Source organism: Curtobacterium sp. USHLN213 (assembly GCF_037144815.1).
GTDB lineage: Bacteria > Actinomycetota > Actinomycetes > Actinomycetales > Microbacteriaceae > Curtobacterium.
The window spans coordinates 340,884-355,064 of the sequence record NZ_JBBCYQ010000002.1 but is presented as its reverse complement, the minus strand read 5'-3'; the positions used below and the strand labels follow the sequence as shown (position 1 = coordinate 355,064).

Here is a 14,181-nt window from a genome sequence, read left to right as displayed (position 1 = left end):
GCCGCGTCCGACGTGACGGCCGACGGTCGCCTCAGCCGCGCAACCGGTCGCGTTCGGCTGGCGGCAGGTGCTCCGTCGCCGTCGACCGCGCCGCCGGGCTGAGGAACCGCCCCTGCCGCTCGAGGAACGCCACGAGCGCGTCCTCCGACGCCCGCTTGCCGGTCTCGCGCAGCACCCACCCGAGTGCCGACTGAACCGTGTCGCTCCGCTCCCGCACGAGTCGCCCCGCGATGGCGAGCGGCACCTCGGCGTCGCCCTGCTTCACGAACGCCAGGGTCGCGACCAGAGCGATCCGCCGGACCATCGCCACGTCGGACTTCACGAGCGCGAACAGCGGTCCGGTCGAGCCGCCGACGAGCGGGGCGCCCACGAGCTCCTCCGCCCCGAGGTCGACCAGCACCGTGTCGTCGAAGCGCTCCGCCTTCGCCGCCGACAGGTACTCGTCGGTCAGCTCCGGGTCCGGGTGCTCCCGCATCGCCTGCACCATCAGGAGGACCGCGACGAGCCGTGCCCCCGCGTCCTCGCTCCAGAGCAGCGCGGACCGCTCGCCCTCGTCGAGGTCGGCGAACTGCCGCGCGACGCGTCGCGCCGCCGGCACGTCACCGGTCGTCCGTGCGAACGCCGCGAGTACGGCCTCCGCATCCGCCGGGTTCCGTCCACCACCGGCCTGGAGGCGCGTCACGCGACCTCCCCGTCCGTCGCCTCGTTCCGCGGCACGGCCCGGCGACCACGGCGCAGGACGATCACCGCGACCACCACGAGGAACGCGGCGAAGAGCCAGGTGCCCACCTGCGGATCGACGAGGCGGGCGATCCACGCGCCTCCTGGAGAGCAGATCGCGGCCGTGATGCCGATCGTGAGGCCGACCCGCAGCTCCACCGCACGGCGACGGAGGTTCGCCACCGTGCCGGAGACCGACGTCGGCACCATCGTGAGCAACGAGGTGCCCTTCGCCAGCAGGTCGCCCGCGCCGAGGACGACTTCGAGCCCCGGCACGATGACGACCCCGCCGCCGACCCCGACGAGTCCCGACAGCACGCCCGAGAGCAGCCCGAGCAGCAGGAGCACGATCGCCTCGACGATCCCGAAGTGCACGTCGCCCCCACGCGTCGGCACCGTCGTGAACAGGGAGACGAGCACGACCGCGATGAACCCGACGAAGATCCACGGCAGGACCCGCAGCGGGAGCGCACGGAGGAGCCGCGCACCGATCGGGGCGCCGACGACGCTGCCGACCGCCAGGGTCAGGGCCGCGAGCCAGTGCACCTCGCCCTGAAGGGCGTAGGTGATCGCACCGACGACGGCCGCGGGGGCGATCGCCACGAGGGACGTCGCCGATGCCCGACGTTGGTCGAGGTGGAGGAACGCCATCAGTGCCGGCACGACGATGACCCCGCCGCCGACGCCGAACAGGCCGGAGAGCACCCCCGCGACCACCCCGATCGCCACCAACACGAGCACCCGGCCGCCGCGCTTCTCCATCCCGACAACCCTACGGCGCTGGAGGAACGGCTCAGCCGTCAGGAGGCGACCGCCACCGCAGAGTCGTCCTCGTGCACCAGCTGGTGCACGCGCTGGTACGAGACGCCGAGCACGACCGCGATGTCGCGCAAGGTCATGCCGTCGCCCTGCAACGCCACGGCGATCGCCCGGCGGAGGGAGAGCGCACGCGCTTCCTTGGCTTCGGCCTCTGCCCGGAGCGCGGTCGCTTCTTCGAGGGATCGGGCGAGGGTCGGCTCGAGCTCAGCGCGGATGACGACCACGACGTCCGCCTGGTCGACGTCCGCCACGAACGCGATCGCCTCGCGCTGCGCTGCGGCGGCGAGGTCGAGTCGCTTGACCTGCGAGATGGCGCCCGGGTGCTGGTCGTTCTGCACGACCCACCAACCGCCGTCTCGGTGCGCGTGTGACGTGTAGGTCATCGCCACCACCCCTTTCCGAGCTCCTGCTCGAACTGCTTGAAGAACGCTCGCGCAGTGCCGTCTGCGATCTCGGTGTGCCGCCCGATCGTGCTCCGAGTACTCCCGACGATCACACCCGTGTGGTTGGTCAACTCGATCTCGCGATGATCCAGGCCTGCTCTGCGCGCGGCGATCTTGATTCGTTTGAGGACCGCCTGACCCTTCACAGCATATGTCTAACGCCCTTGACGCATCAAGTCAAGCGCGTTAGACGATACCAGCGGCTTGCGTCAGCGGAAGTGCAGCAGCGTCAACGGATCGAAGAGCGACCCCGCCCGCCGCGTCTCCACGTGCACGTGCGGCCCCGTCGACTGCCCGGTGTTCCCGGACCGCCCGATCTCGCTCCGCACGGACACGATCTGCCCCTGCTTGACCTCGATCTTGCTGAGGTGCGCCGTGAGCACGGTGACGTTGCCGTAGCTCACGACGATGTAGTTGCCGTACGAGGCGTTGTTCGCGACGGTGCTCGTCACGGTGCCGGTCCCGGAGGCGTACACGGGCGTGCCCACCGCGACCGGGGCATCGGCACCCTGGTGGTAGCGCGGGACGTGTCCGGCCCCGCGGTCGTCGCCGTAGCGCCCGGAGATCTTCGTGCTCGCGACCGGCCACATCATGCCGGTGACGGGCTTCGTCGACCACACCCGGGTGTCCTTGCCGCCGTAGAGCACGACGTTGCCGTCCACCTGCACCATGAGCGTGCCGGCGCCGGCCGTTCCGGTCCGCGAGTTCCAGAGCGTGACCTTCTTCTGGGCGGCGTCGCGGCCGACGACGGCGAAGTTGCCGTCCTTGCGCAGCTCGGCCCACGCGCCCTTGTGGCCGGCGGTGCCGGACTGCCAGACGACCTTGCGGTTCACGGTCTGCACGAGGTTGCCGTCGGCCTGCATGGAGAGACGACGGGCACCGCTGGTGTCGGAGCTGAGCACGGTGCCGGAGTAGATCGAGTTGCCGGCGGGGACCGTGCCCTGCTGGCTCGTCCAGTTCACGATCGCGGTCTTGCCGGAGTAGAGCCCCATCGTGCCGTCGGCGCGGACGGCGAACGACGTGGACTGCGCGGTGCCGGCCGAGGCCCAGCGGACGATCCGCTTCCCGCCCCGCAGCAGGTCGACGGCCCGGTTGCGGCCGATCGTCACGATCGCGCCGGGCTGGTTCGAGGTGTTCGAGGCCCAGAGCACCTGGTTCCCGACGCCGTACTCGACGAGGTTGCCGTCGCCCTGCAGGATCAGCCGGAACTGCCCGTTCGGCGAGGTCACCGAGTCCCCGGGCTGGAGCGTCGTGCCGGCCGGGACGGAGCCCTTGTGGACGACGGCGGCGGACGCCGGTTCGGCGATCCCGACGACACCGCCGGCGACGACGGCGATGGCCACGACCGCGGCGGCGAGTCGAGGGAGTCGGCGTGCGTGCGCGACGGAGGACGGTGTGCTGGTCATGGAACCCCTGATCTGGAACCGGCCGAGCCCCTGCGCGGCCGTTCGGCGACGTGCTCTCGACACGCCGCCGAACGATGGTCACCTTTTCGTGACGAGTCCACAACCCCCGTTGCCCGGACCGGACAACCCCAGTTCCGGGGGCAACGGCCGTCGTCACGGGGCCTGGAGGAACTCCTTCGGCGACCCCAGCAGCGCCTCGAGCTTGTGGAACGACTGCGTCCAACCGGCGATGTTCATGTCGCGCATGACCTCGGGGAAGGGGCCCTGGGTGAGCGTGACGATCGTGCCGTCGCCGTCCTCGGCGAACTCGAGCGTGAGGGACAGCGGCGTCCCGTCCTCGATCCCGGGGATCCCCTGGGCGGTCGAGGTGCCGACGATGATCCGGTTCTCCTCGATCTGCTCGAGCACCGAGGTCACCGGCGACGTCCACTCGGGGTTGTCGTTGCTCACCATCGTCAGGTTCCACGCCCCGCCGGCCCGGGCGTCGACCTCGACGGTGGCTGCCGGGACGTGGAAGCCGAGCGGCCCGAACCACAGCGCGAGCAGGGTGGGGTCGACGAAGGCGCGGTAGACGTCCGCGACGGGGTACGCGAACCGGTGCGTGGCGTGGGCGGTGAACTGTTCGGTCATGACTGCTCCTGGTGGTCGACGGACGTGACGGTCGGTGCGGTGGACGCGCCACCCACCGGGGCGGGCGGTCGCTGGGAGGCGAGCAGCGCCTCCAGGCTGTCGAACCGGCGGTCCCAGTCGGGCCGCAACCGGCCCACCCAGGTGCCGAGCTCGTCGACGGCCTCCTGCCGGAGGCGGCACGTGCGCCAGGTGCCGTGCCGTTCGCGGGTGATGAGGCCGGCGCGTTCGAGGATGCCGAGGTGCCGGGAGATCGCCGGCGCACTGACGTCGAACGGTGCCGAGAGGTCGGTGACGGTGGCTTCGCCCCTGCCGAGTCGTTCGACGATGCGGCGACGGATGGGGTCGGCGAGCGCCGACAGGACGGCGTCGGTGCGATCGGTCTCCATCGTCGCCTCCTCGGTGAACCCTGCGGTTAATTAACCGCTGGGTTCAGTATGGGTGCGTGCTCGGTCCTGCGCAAGCCCCTCACCGGAACCGCGACGGCGGCGCACCGAACGCCTTCGTGAAGGCGGCAGTGAACGCCGCCGGGGTGGCGTACCCGAGCCGGCCCGCGACGTCCGTCACGCTCGACCGCCGGAGGGCCGGGAGGCTCGACAACAGACGCGCACGGACCCGCCAGCCCGCGGGCCCCACGCCCGTCGCCTCGCGGAAGTGCCGATCGAGGGTGCGCTCGGACACGGAGGCCGCGCGCGCCCAGTCCGCGTTCGTCACGTGGACGTCCGGGGCTGCCAGGTAGGAACGACACAGCTCGCGGAGGACCCCGTGCGGCGGCAGGGACACGGTGAGCGGGATCGGCGCCACCCGCTGCAGCTCGTGCAGGGCGAGCCGGACGAGCACCGCGTCCCGACCGGCCTCGTCGTAGGGGACCTCGAGCGCGTTCGCGGCGCGGAGGACCTCGCGCAGGAGCGGGCCGACCTCGACGACGGTGCAGACGGTCGGCCACCACGGGACGGCGTCGGGCTCGACGTAGAGGCTCCACGTCGTGACGTCGAGCATCCGCACCTCGTGCGCGACGCCCGCGGGGATGAGCACGGCGCGGTCGGTCGGCACCGTCCACGACCCCTCGCCGGTCTCGACGAGCATCACCCCGCTCGCGCCGTAGAGCAGCTGTGCCCGCCGGTGCTCGTGCCGGGCGAGCAGGTGGTCGGGCGGGTAGTCGGTGCCGATCGGCAGGACGTCCACGGGGAGGCCGTCGAAGTCGGCCACGGACACGTTGCGCACACGGCAAGGCTAGGTCTCGAAGGAAGTTGCCGCACATGCGATCGTCCGCCGCTCCCCTTCCGGCTGTGATGGAGGGGTGTCGTTCGTCGTGCTCGTCCTCATCGGTGTCCTCGTCGGGGTCACCACCGTCCTCTTCGGCTTCGGCGGCGGGTTCGTCACCGTGCCGATCATCACGGTGGCGGACGCCGCGCTCGGCGGGGACGCCGTCCGGGTGGCGACGGCGACCTCCGCGCTCGTGATGCTCGTCAACGCCGCGGTGGCGACCGCGTCCGCGCGGCGGGCTGCGCTCGCGCCGCTCCGGGGCCGGTGGACGCTCTTCCTGCTGCTCGGCGGCGGTGGGGTCGTCGGCGTCGCGGCGGCCCGGTTCGCCCCCGACGTGCTGATCCGGTGGGGCTTCGTCGTCTACCTCGCCGTCACGGTCGCGGACCTCGTGCTGCGCCCGGGGTTCCTCCGTCCCGGCCGTGCACGCCCCGGCGCCCCGGACCCGTCCGTGCAGTCGACCGCGGGCCCGGCGACCGCCGCCGGCGTCCCGACCGGTGGCGGCCTGCCGACGGTGGCGGGCCTGCCGATCGGTGCCGCCGCGGCGTTCCTCGGGGTCGGCGGCAGCGTGATGACCGTCCCGGTGATGCGCCGAGCGGGTGCGACGATGTCCGCCGCGACGACCCTGGCGAACCCGCTCACCCTCGCGATCGCCCTGCCCGCGACCATCGCGACGCTGCTCGTGCCCGCCGGGGGCCTGCACGCGGCGGGCCTCGTCGGCGCCGTGGACGTCCGGGCGGCGGCAGCGCTGCTCCTCGGCGCCGTGCCGGTCATCGTCCTGCTCCGACGCCGTCCCCCGCACCTGCCCGAAGCCGTGCACGCGTGGGGGTACCTCGTGCTGCTCGTCGCCGCCGGTGTCGCCGTGGCTGTCGCCTGATCGGGACCGCGGGGACAGGATGGGAGCATGCCGAACCCCGCGTTCACGCCGCCCACCGCACACCCCACCCGCCCGGACATCCGCGGCACGTTCGGCACGGCGGCGGCCACGCACTGGATCGCGACCGCCACGGCGCAGTCCGTCCTCGAGCGCGGCGGGAACGCCTTCGACGCAGCGGTCGCGGGGGCGTTCGTCCTGCAGGTCGTCGAACCGCACCTGAACGGCCCCGGAGGCGATCTCACCGCGGTGTTCGCCACCGCCACGGACCCGACGCCGGCGGTGCTCGTCGGGCAGGGTCCGGCCCCGGCCGGCGCGACGCCGGAGCACTACCGCGCCGAGGGCCTCGACCTCGTCCCCGGTTCCGGTGCCCTCGCCGCCACCGTCCCCGGCGCCGTCGACGCCTGGCTCCTGCTGCTCCGCGACCACGGCACGTGGGAGCTCGCGGACGTGCTCGCACCGGCGGTCGGCTACGCACGCGACGGCCACCCCGTCACGCCCGCGGTGGTCCGGACGATCACCGCCGTGCAGGATTTGTTCCGGCAGCACTGGCCCACCTCCGCAGCGCAGTGGATGCCAGGAGGCGCGGTGCCCGTCCCCGGGGAACTGGTACGCAACGAGGCGCTCGCCTCGGTGTTCGAGCGGCTCGTCGCCGCCGGTGCCGACGCCGACACCCGGACCGCCCGCATCGACGCCGCCCGCGGCGAGTGGGCCGAGGGCTTCGTCGCCGAGGCGATCGACCGGTTCGTCCGCGAACCGCACCGGCACGCGTCCGTGACCGACCACGCCGGGGTGATCCGAGCGTCGGACCTCGCGGCGTTCCGGGCGTCCTACGAACCCGCGACGACGGCGGCGTTCCGCGGCTGCACGATCGCGAAGACCGGCCCGTGGGGTCAGGGCCCGGCGCTCCTGCAGACCCTCCGGCTGCTCGAACCGCTCGACGACGCCCGGCTCGACCCCTCGACCGAGCTCGGCGCGCACACGATCGCCGAGGCCCTGAAGCTCGCGCTTGCCGACCGCGAGGCGTTCTACGGTGACGGGGACGTGCCCCTCGACGTGCTGCTCTCGGACGAGTACACCGACGCGCGCCGGGCACTGATCGGCGAGCGTGCGTCGGCCGAACTGCGTCCGGGGACGGTCGACGGGGTCGTGCACGCCATGCCGCCGGTCCGGACGTCGTACGCGACCGGTGCCGCGGCGGGGCTCGGCGAACCGACCGTGCAGGTCGCTCGGGACCGCGCACCCGGCGCGGCTGCCGCACCCGCCGTGCCTGCTGCACCCGCCGCTCCCGTCGAGGACCGCGGCGAGCCGTTCGTCGCCCCGGACGGCGAGACCCGCGGCGACACCTGCCACATCGACGTCGTCGACCGCTGGGGCAACATCGTCAGCGCGACCCCGTCCGGTGGCTGGCTGCAGTCGTCCCCGACGATCCCCGAGCTCGGCTTCTGCCTCGGCACCCGGCTGCAGATGACCTGGCTCGAACCGGGCACGGCGTCGACGCTGCGCCCCGGCGAGCGCCCGCGCACCACACTCACCCCGACGCTGGTGCTCCGCGACGGCGAACCGGTCGCCGCGCTCGGCTCACCCGGCGGCGACCAGCAGGACCAGTGGCAGCTGCTGTTCCTGCTGCGGTGGATCGTCGGCGGGTACTCCCCGCAGCAGGCGATCGACGCCCCCGCGCTGCACACGACGTCGTTCCCGGGGTCGTTCTGGCCGCGCACGTGGGAACCGGCGGGGCTCGTGGTCGAGGACCGCCTCGGGGACGACGTGATCGCCGGCCTCGAGGCCCGCGGGCACGTCGTCACCCGGGCGGGCGACTGGGCACTCGGGCGGCTGTCCTGCGTGACGCGGGACCCCGCGACCGGCGTGCTCGGCGCTGCGGCGAACTCGCGGGGCGCGCAGGGCTACGCCGCCGGACGCTGACCGCCCCGAGGCGAGTGGGTCAGAGCGTCGGGACGACCACCGCGCGGCCCGAGAGCTCGCCGGCCTCGAGCTTCCGGTACGCCTCGAGCGCGTCGGACAGGGCGTAGCGCTCGACGTCGGGGACGATCTGCCCCGCCCGGTACATCGCGACGACCTCGTGCAGGTCCTCGATGGTGCCCCAGTACGTGTTCGTGATGGTCGACTCGTACGGCGTCCGGAAGAAGTTCCACTCGGTGGTGCCACCGGCGATCCCGACGACGGTGAACCGGCCGCCGACGGCCATCGACGCCTGGGTGACCGTGATCGTCGGCGTCGCCCCGACGAAGTCGAACGCGGCGTCCACCCCGCGGCCGCCGGTGATCTCGCGGATCGCAGCGGCCTGGTCCGGGCCGCCCGGCACCGTGATCGCCCCGCGGGCAGCAGCGCGGTCCATCGCGTCCTGCTTCATGTCCGTCGCGATGACGGTCGCACCGGTGAGCGCCGTGAGGATCTGCACGGCGATCTGGCCGAGGCCGCCGAGTCCGACGACGAGGGCGTACTTGCCGCCGCCGGCCAGGTTCGGCAGGGAGTTCTTGATCGCGTGGTACGGCGTGAGGGCCGCGTCGCTGAGCGGTGCGGCGGCGACGGGGTCGGCGTCGCCGAGCGGCACGAGGTTGCGCGCCGGCACGGTGACGTACTCCGCCATGCCGCCGTCGCGCCCGAGGCCGATGCCCATGTACGGGTTCGTGGCAGCGTTCTCGCAGTAGGTGTCCTGCCCCTTCGAGCAGTACGAGCAGTGCCCGCAGCCGACCGGGCCGTAGACGAGGTAGGCGTCGCCCACCGTGAAGCCGGAGACGCCGTCGCCGAGTTCCTCGACCCAACCCGAGTTCTCGTGCCCGAGGACGAACGGGGGCTGCTGTGCGCCCGGCTGCCCCGCCTGGAACTCGCGGTAGACGGCGACGTCCGAGTGGCAGGCACCGGCACCGGCGACCTTGAGGAGCACCTCCCCCGGACCCGGGGTGGGCTTCGGGACGTCCTTGAGGGACGGGAACGTCTGGAACTGTTCGAACACGACGGCGCGCATGGTGGGTCTCCTTTGAACGCCCTCCAGATTACACCCGTCGTTCAGGGCGACACGTGTTGCGCATCGGGCCGGACCGCCGCACGACCGGCGAAGAGCCCGTGGTCGAAGCGGGCCCCGCCCGGACGCGATCGGCCGACCACCACTGTCCCCCATGCGCCCGATCGTCGTGCAGACCTGCGTCTTCCCCGAGAGCCGATGCGAGAACGGTCGTTCTCTGATTGACTCGGCGTCGGCGGTCCCGATCGGGACCGATCCCCCACACGAAAGGAGCGGCCATGCCCACGCGCACCGCACGCACTGCTTGGAACGGCGGCCTCGAGGACGGCACCGGCCAGGTCGAGCTCTCCAGTTCGAAGGTCGGCACGTACGACGTCTCGTTCCCGAAGCGCGCCGCCGAGGACGCCGACGGCACCACCAGCCCCGAGGAGCTCATCGCCGCCGCGCACTCCGCGTGCTACGCCATGCAGTTCTCCGCCGTCCTCGGCGAGGCCGGCGGCACGGTCGAGGCACTCGACGTCAAGGCCGACGTCTCGCTCGGCCCGGACAGCGCGGGCGGGTTCAAGCTCACCGGCATCGTCCTCACCGTGAACGGCGAGGTCTCCGGCATCGACGAGGCGGCCTTCCTCAAGGCCGCCGAGGACGCCAAGGCCACCTGCCCCGTCAGCAAGGCACTCACCGGCGTCGACATCACGCTGCACGCGACGTTCGAGCAGTAGGCGAGCGACGCGGGAGCCGTCACCTGATGACGGACTGGAGGCGCGGGGGCGGGGGGGCCCCCGCCGCCCCCCCGCCTCCCGTCCGTCACCACGTACGCTGGCCGACGTGATCCGACGTCTCTTCGCCACCCCGACCGGCATCGCGTTCTGGGCGGGACTCGTCGCCGTGGTCGCGGGACTCGTGGTCGCGGCCTCCGCGCCGCCGGCCGCGTTCGGGTGGTTCGCGTACGCCCCACTGTCGGACTACGCCTTCGTCGCGGGGACCAACTCGTGGCAGCGGGTCGTGGGTCAGCTGCTCGTCGTCGTGGGCGCCGTGGTCGCCGCGTTCGCCGCCGGTCGGCTGAGCGTCCGTCGCCCGCGCTGAGGCGTTCAGCGCGCGTCCGGACTCGGCGGAGCGCGCCTGGCACGATGGCGTGATGGCCGAGCAGTCCCTCCCCGGAGCCAGACCCGGGCGTCCACCACGGCCACGCGTCCGGAGCCTCGCGCAGCACGACATCCGCGACGCCCGGGCACGCCTCCGCGGCACCATCTACGAAGAAGTCGTCCCCGACACCCGACCGCTCGAGCAGTACTCGCCGGTGCAGATCGTGGACTTCTGCCTCGACCTCGCCGAGGTGATGCTCGCGTCCGGTGCGGACACCCGCAGCGTCGAGACGGCCGTCGTGGCGGTGTCGACGAAGTGGAACCTGGCGCCGCTCGACCTCGACTTCTCCGGCAGCTCGGTGACGATCCAGTACGCACCGGCCGACCACCCGCCGCTCGTGAAGGTCCGCACGGTGCAGTCGGACGGATCCGACCTCGACCGCCTGGCGCGGGCGAACCAGATCGTCGACGACCTCGTGCACGACGAGCGCGACATGACCTCTGCCGTGAGCGCCCTGGTCGCGGTGCTCCGGCTCCCGCCGCGCTGGCCGCGGTGGACGGCCGACGTGGGGCTGTCGATCCTCGGTATCTCGATCGCGATGCAGGCCGGCGGCGGTTGGCGTGCCGGACTCGGCGCCTTCGTGCTCATGCTCGGGATCATCGTCTCGGGCCGGTGGCTGACCGGCCGGGGCTTCCCGCAGTTCTTCGTCTCCGGCGCGCAGGGTGCGGTGGCGTCGGCGATCGGCACCCTCGCGATCTGGGCGGGTGTGCTGCACCCGGGGCAGGCGGCGACGATGGTGGCCGCGCTCGTGGTGCTCCTGCTCCCGCACCCGTCGCTCGTCACCTGGGCGCAGGACGCGATATCGGGCTTCCGGGCGATGGCGGTGGCCCGGGCATTCTACATCGGGCTCGTCATCGCCGCGATCGTGGTCGGGGTGCCCGCGGGCATCGCCGTGACGAAGTGGCTCCGGATCGAGGTCGACCCGTCCGGCATCGTCACGCAGACGCTGCCGCTGTGGGCGTCACTGCTGCTCACCGTGGTGTCGGCCGCGGCGAACTGCTTCGTGCAGCAGGCCAGCGCGCGGGTGATCCCGGTCGCGGTGGTCTTCTCGGTCGCCGCCGGTGCCGCGCTGCGGGGCCTCCGGGAGCTCGGCATCCCGTTGCTCGGTGCGACGTTCCTCGCCGCCGTGCTGCTGGGCGTCCTCGCGACGATCGCGGCCGCGCGGATGCGGACGGCGGTGGCGGCGATCTCCGTGCCGGCGTTCTGCGGCGCCCTGCTGCCCGGTGTCGCGGTGTCGAACGCGCTGCTCAACTTCATGTCCGGGTCGTCGAGTGCCGCGCTGGACTTCGTCGCGGCGGTCTCGGTCGCGCTGGCGATCGGGGCGGGGCTGGTCCTCGGCGGCCTCGTGGCGACGCCGGGGGCACGGCGGGCGCTCCGGCGGTCCCGGCGGGTGGTCGTGCACTCGGTGCACAACGACACGACGGCGATCAAGGTCATCCGCGACTCGGGCTACGACCCCGGCAACGGCTCGGTGCCGCGGGGGCCGCGCCCGCGCTGACGGGCTGGCGCCGGCGCCGCGCCGGCCGGCCGGCCGGCGAGCCGGCCAGCCGCCGACTTCACGGGCTGGGCGACATCTCACGGGCCTCGGCGCGCGTGAAGTGTCGCCCAGCCCGTGAGACCGCGGGGCCGCGCACCGCGGCGCGGCGTCAGAGCTCCCAGCCGCCGTCGCTCCACGTCGAGAGCCGCCGGGCCGCCTGCGGCTCGTACCGCTCCATCCAGCCCCGCTCGAGCCGCGCGACGGCCCGGTCGAACGCCGGCACGAGGTCGAGGTCCGACCGCAGCAACGCCTGCAGCTGGAGTCCCTCGTACAGCGCGATGAGCTGCTCGGCCCCTCGGCGCGGGTCCATCGTGTGCGGTGCCCGACCGACCGCGATGTCGTGCTCGAGGCCACGCTTGATCTGCGCGTAGAAGAGCTGGTAGCGCGACCGGAGGTACGACGCCATGGGGTGCTGCGGGTTGCCCGCGACCGAGAGCAGCGCCACGAGGAGCCGCATGAGCGCCGGGTCCTCGGCGTTCGACGCGACGATCCCGCGCAGGAGCTGGACGGTCGAGCCGTCCCCGACCTCGCGCGCGACCTCGTCCATGCGGCCGCCGTTCCACCGGTCGACGGCGGCGAGCACGAGTCCGTCCCACGAGGGGAAGTGCTGCCGGAGCTCCTCGACGGTGATCCCCAGTCGCTGGGCGACGAGTCCCGCATCGGCCTCGTGGAAGGGCACGTCCCGCAGCAGGTCGACGGTCGCCCCCACGATCGTGATCCGCAGGTGCAGGGTCGCGGCCGCGGCGGCTGCCGCCTGCGTGTCCGCGCTGGTGTGTTCGAGCATCGTGCCCTCCGTCGGTCCCCGGACGTCCTGTCCGTGTCGCCCCTGGGGGCAGGTCCATCCAAACGGAGATCGGGGGACACCAGAATCCCCGGTCCGGGTGTCGGCATGTCGGGGGACAAGCGACGCGGTTCGCAGCGCGTTCGCGGTCATCCGTGTGACGATGCCGTCATGACCCCGAACGACCCCACCGCGCAGGGACTGGCGACCATGGCCTCGGCCGGCTTCGAGTTCGGCGGCGACCCGGATCAGGTCGCCCACGACGTCCGGACCATGTGGCAGCAACTCGGGCGGCCGACCGGCGCGTTCGACGCCGCAGCCCGGGCGATCGCCGCGCTCCCGCAGCGCCCCGAGGTCCCGATCGCCGACCAGGCCCGGCGCCGCGCGTTCGAACGGGCCGTCGGCATCAACCCGGTCGAGGTCGAGCTGGCCGCGGCGCTGTCCGCGCGCGAACTGCTCGAGCGCCTGGCGCGCACCTGCACCGCGCCCTGCTGACGATTGATTGTCGGGAGGGACGGTGCCAGCTGGCACCGTCCCTCCCGTCCGTCGCCGGGTCGCGACTACGGCGTCGGCATGCCCCCGTCGACGTGGAGCGTCTCACCCACGACGTACGACGACTCGCCGCTCGCCAGGAACACGTACGCGGGCGCGAGCTCGGCCGGCTGACCCCAGCGGCCGAGGTAGGTCTGCTCACCGGCGGACGGCAGGGCCTCCGGCGGCTGGCCACCGGCGGGCTGGAGCGGGGTCCAGATCGGCCCCGGTGCGACGGCGTTCACGCGGATGCCCTTCGGCGCGAGCTGCGCGGCGAGGCCCTTCGCGAGGTTGTTCACGGTCGACTTCGTCGCCGCGTAGTGCACCAGGTGCGGCGACGGCGCGTACGCCTGGATCGAGGTCGTGTTGATGATGGTCGATCCCGGCTGCAGGTGCGGCACGGCCGCCTTCGTGATCCGGAACGTCGCGTAGACGTTGGTCTTGAACGTCTCGTCGAACTCCTCGTCCGAGATGTCCTCGATCGAGGACACGTTCTGCTGCTTGCCCGCGTTGTTCACGAGGATGTCGAGCCCGCCGAGCTGCTCGACGGCGTCCGCCACGAGCTGCTCGCAGGTCGCGAGCGAGGTGATGTCACCGGGCAGGGCGACAGCCTTGCGACCGGCGGCCTCGACGAGGGCGATGATCCGGTCGGCGTCCTCCTGCTCCTCGGGGAGGTACGAGATCGCGACGTCGGCACCCTCTCGTGCGTAGGCGATCGCGACGGCGGCCCCGATGCCCGAGTCACCGCCGGTGATGAGCGCCTTGCGACCGGTGAGTCGACCGGAGCCGCGGTAGGTGTCCTCGCCGTGGTCGGCCGGGACGTTCTCCGCCATCTCCTCGTCCGTGCCGGCACCCTCGAGGTACTGCTCGTCGGGCTTCTTGTCGGCGTACATCTTCGTCGGGTCCTGCATGCTGTACTGGTCGATCTGCTGGTCCGTCATGCCGCCGACGGTACGCACGCGGTGCCCCCGCACCGTCCAGGAGGCTGTCCCCCGTTCGGCCGACAGGCCCCCGTCGGCGGGGCTTGCCGAGGGCATGTGACGCGTCACCGACG

At 72.8% G+C, this 14,181-nt stretch carries 17 protein-coding genes; 6 read left to right on the top strand and 11 right to left on the bottom strand.

The features are described 5' to 3' along the window. Positions 1 to 31: 31 nt before the first annotated feature. The 8 genes from WFH25_RS04330 to WFH25_RS04295 all read right to left on the bottom strand — a co-directional run bounded on the left by WFH25_RS04330 (position 32) and on the right by WFH25_RS04295 (position 5,239). Positions 32 to 682 (bottom strand): DNA alkylation repair protein, encoded by a 651-nt coding sequence (locus tag WFH25_RS04330; RefSeq protein WP_336696918.1) that lies wholly within the window; start codon positions 680 to 682, stop codon positions 32 to 34. Beyond that, positions 679 to 1,482 (bottom strand): sulfite exporter TauE/SafE family protein, encoded by an 804-nt coding sequence (locus tag WFH25_RS04325; protein ID WP_336696917.1) that lies wholly within the window; start codon positions 1,480 to 1,482, stop codon positions 679 to 681. Before WFH25_RS04325 ends, WFH25_RS04330 begins: the two co-directional genes overlap by 4 nt. Before the next feature lie 38 nt (positions 1,483 to 1,520). Beyond that, the gene (locus tag WFH25_RS04320) at positions 1,521 to 1,922 is read right to left on the bottom strand and encodes a sigma factor-like helix-turn-helix DNA-binding protein (protein ID WP_229085795.1); all 402 of its coding nucleotides are present in this window, start codon (positions 1,920 to 1,922) and stop codon (positions 1,521 to 1,523) included. Beyond that, positions 1,919 to 2,128, bottom strand: coding sequence for a ribonuclease PH (locus WFH25_RS04315; RefSeq protein WP_336696916.1), 210 nt, complete (start codon positions 2,126 to 2,128; stop codon positions 1,919 to 1,921). The genes WFH25_RS04320 and WFH25_RS04315 overlap by 4 nt, the downstream gene beginning before the upstream one ends. Positions 2,129 to 2,191: 63 nt before the next feature. Continuing rightward, a complete protein-coding gene (locus WFH25_RS04310) occupies positions 2,192 to 3,388 on the bottom strand; it encodes a peptidoglycan DD-metalloendopeptidase family protein (protein ID WP_336696915.1) in 1,197 nt (398 codons plus the stop codon). A 153-nt stretch (positions 3,389 to 3,541) separates the two neighbouring features. Beyond that, entirely contained in the window at positions 3,542 to 4,018 is a 477-nt protein-coding gene (locus tag WFH25_RS04305) for an SRPBCC family protein (RefSeq protein ID WP_070417228.1), read from the bottom strand. Then, positions 4,015 to 4,404 carry an ArsR/SmtB family transcription factor gene (locus WFH25_RS04300; RefSeq protein ID WP_071303328.1) on the bottom strand — a complete coding sequence of 130 codons (390 nt, stop codon included), beginning with the start codon at positions 4,402 to 4,404 and terminating at the stop codon, positions 4,015 to 4,017. Before WFH25_RS04300 ends, WFH25_RS04305 begins: the two co-directional genes overlap by 4 nt. A 79-nt stretch (positions 4,405 to 4,483) precedes the next feature. Further along, positions 4,484 to 5,239 (bottom strand): AraC family transcriptional regulator, encoded by a 756-nt coding sequence (locus WFH25_RS04295; RefSeq protein WP_336696914.1) that lies wholly within the window; start codon positions 5,237 to 5,239, stop codon positions 4,484 to 4,486. Between the two features lie 76 nt (positions 5,240 to 5,315). Here WFH25_RS04295 and WFH25_RS04290 point away from each other — a divergent pair, with 76 nt between their 5' ends. Together WFH25_RS04290 and WFH25_RS04285 are read left to right on the top strand one after the other, a co-directional pair. Next, positions 5,316 to 6,155, top strand: coding sequence for a sulfite exporter TauE/SafE family protein (locus WFH25_RS04290; RefSeq protein WP_336696913.1), 840 nt, complete (start codon positions 5,316 to 5,318; stop codon positions 6,153 to 6,155). 27 nt (positions 6,156 to 6,182) lie between these two features. Beyond that, a complete protein-coding gene (locus WFH25_RS04285) occupies positions 6,183 to 8,075 on the top strand; it encodes a gamma-glutamyltransferase family protein (RefSeq protein WP_336696912.1) in 1,893 nt (630 codons plus the stop codon). A gap of 19 nt (positions 8,076 to 8,094) precedes the next feature. On the opposite strand, the gene WFH25_RS04280 is transcribed toward WFH25_RS04285, so the two are convergent. Next, a complete protein-coding gene (locus WFH25_RS04280; protein ID WP_336696911.1) occupies positions 8,095 to 9,138 on the bottom strand; it encodes an NAD(P)-dependent alcohol dehydrogenase in 1,044 nt (347 codons plus the stop codon). Between the two features lie 275 nt (positions 9,139 to 9,413). Here WFH25_RS04280 and WFH25_RS04275 point away from each other — a divergent pair, with 275 nt between their 5' ends. The 3 genes from WFH25_RS04275 (at position 9,414) to WFH25_RS04265 (ending at position 11,776) form a co-directional block, all read left to right on the top strand. Continuing rightward, positions 9,414 to 9,854, top strand: a complete 441-nt coding sequence (locus WFH25_RS04275; protein ID WP_071303323.1) for an OsmC family peroxiredoxin — start codon at positions 9,414 to 9,416, stop codon at positions 9,852 to 9,854. 106 nt (positions 9,855 to 9,960) lie between these two features. Then, positions 9,961 to 10,218 (top strand): hypothetical protein, encoded by a 258-nt coding sequence (locus WFH25_RS04270; RefSeq protein WP_071303322.1) that lies wholly within the window; start codon positions 9,961 to 9,963, stop codon positions 10,216 to 10,218. 52 nt (positions 10,219 to 10,270) lie between these two features. Then, the gene (locus tag WFH25_RS04265) at positions 10,271 to 11,776 is read left to right on the top strand and encodes a threonine/serine ThrE exporter family protein (RefSeq protein ID WP_071296545.1); all 1,506 of its coding nucleotides are present in this window, start codon (positions 10,271 to 10,273) and stop codon (positions 11,774 to 11,776) included. A gap of 148 nt (positions 11,777 to 11,924) precedes the next feature. On the opposite strand, the gene WFH25_RS04260 is transcribed toward WFH25_RS04265, so the two are convergent. Further along, entirely contained in the window at positions 11,925 to 12,599 is a 675-nt protein-coding gene (locus WFH25_RS04260) for a TetR/AcrR family transcriptional regulator (RefSeq protein ID WP_261646553.1), read from the bottom strand. Positions 12,600 to 12,767: 168 nt separating this feature from the next. Here WFH25_RS04260 and WFH25_RS04255 point away from each other — a divergent pair, with 168 nt between their 5' ends. Next, a complete protein-coding gene (locus WFH25_RS04255; protein ID WP_336696910.1) occupies positions 12,768 to 13,091 on the top strand; it encodes a hypothetical protein in 324 nt (107 codons plus the stop codon). A 65-nt stretch (positions 13,092 to 13,156) separates the two neighbouring features. Here WFH25_RS04255 and WFH25_RS04250 read toward each other — a convergent pair whose 3' ends face one another. After that, positions 13,157 to 14,068, bottom strand: a complete 912-nt coding sequence (locus WFH25_RS04250; RefSeq protein WP_071296596.1) for an SDR family oxidoreductase — start codon at positions 14,066 to 14,068, stop codon at positions 13,157 to 13,159. Positions 14,069 to 14,181 lie beyond the last annotated feature (113 nt).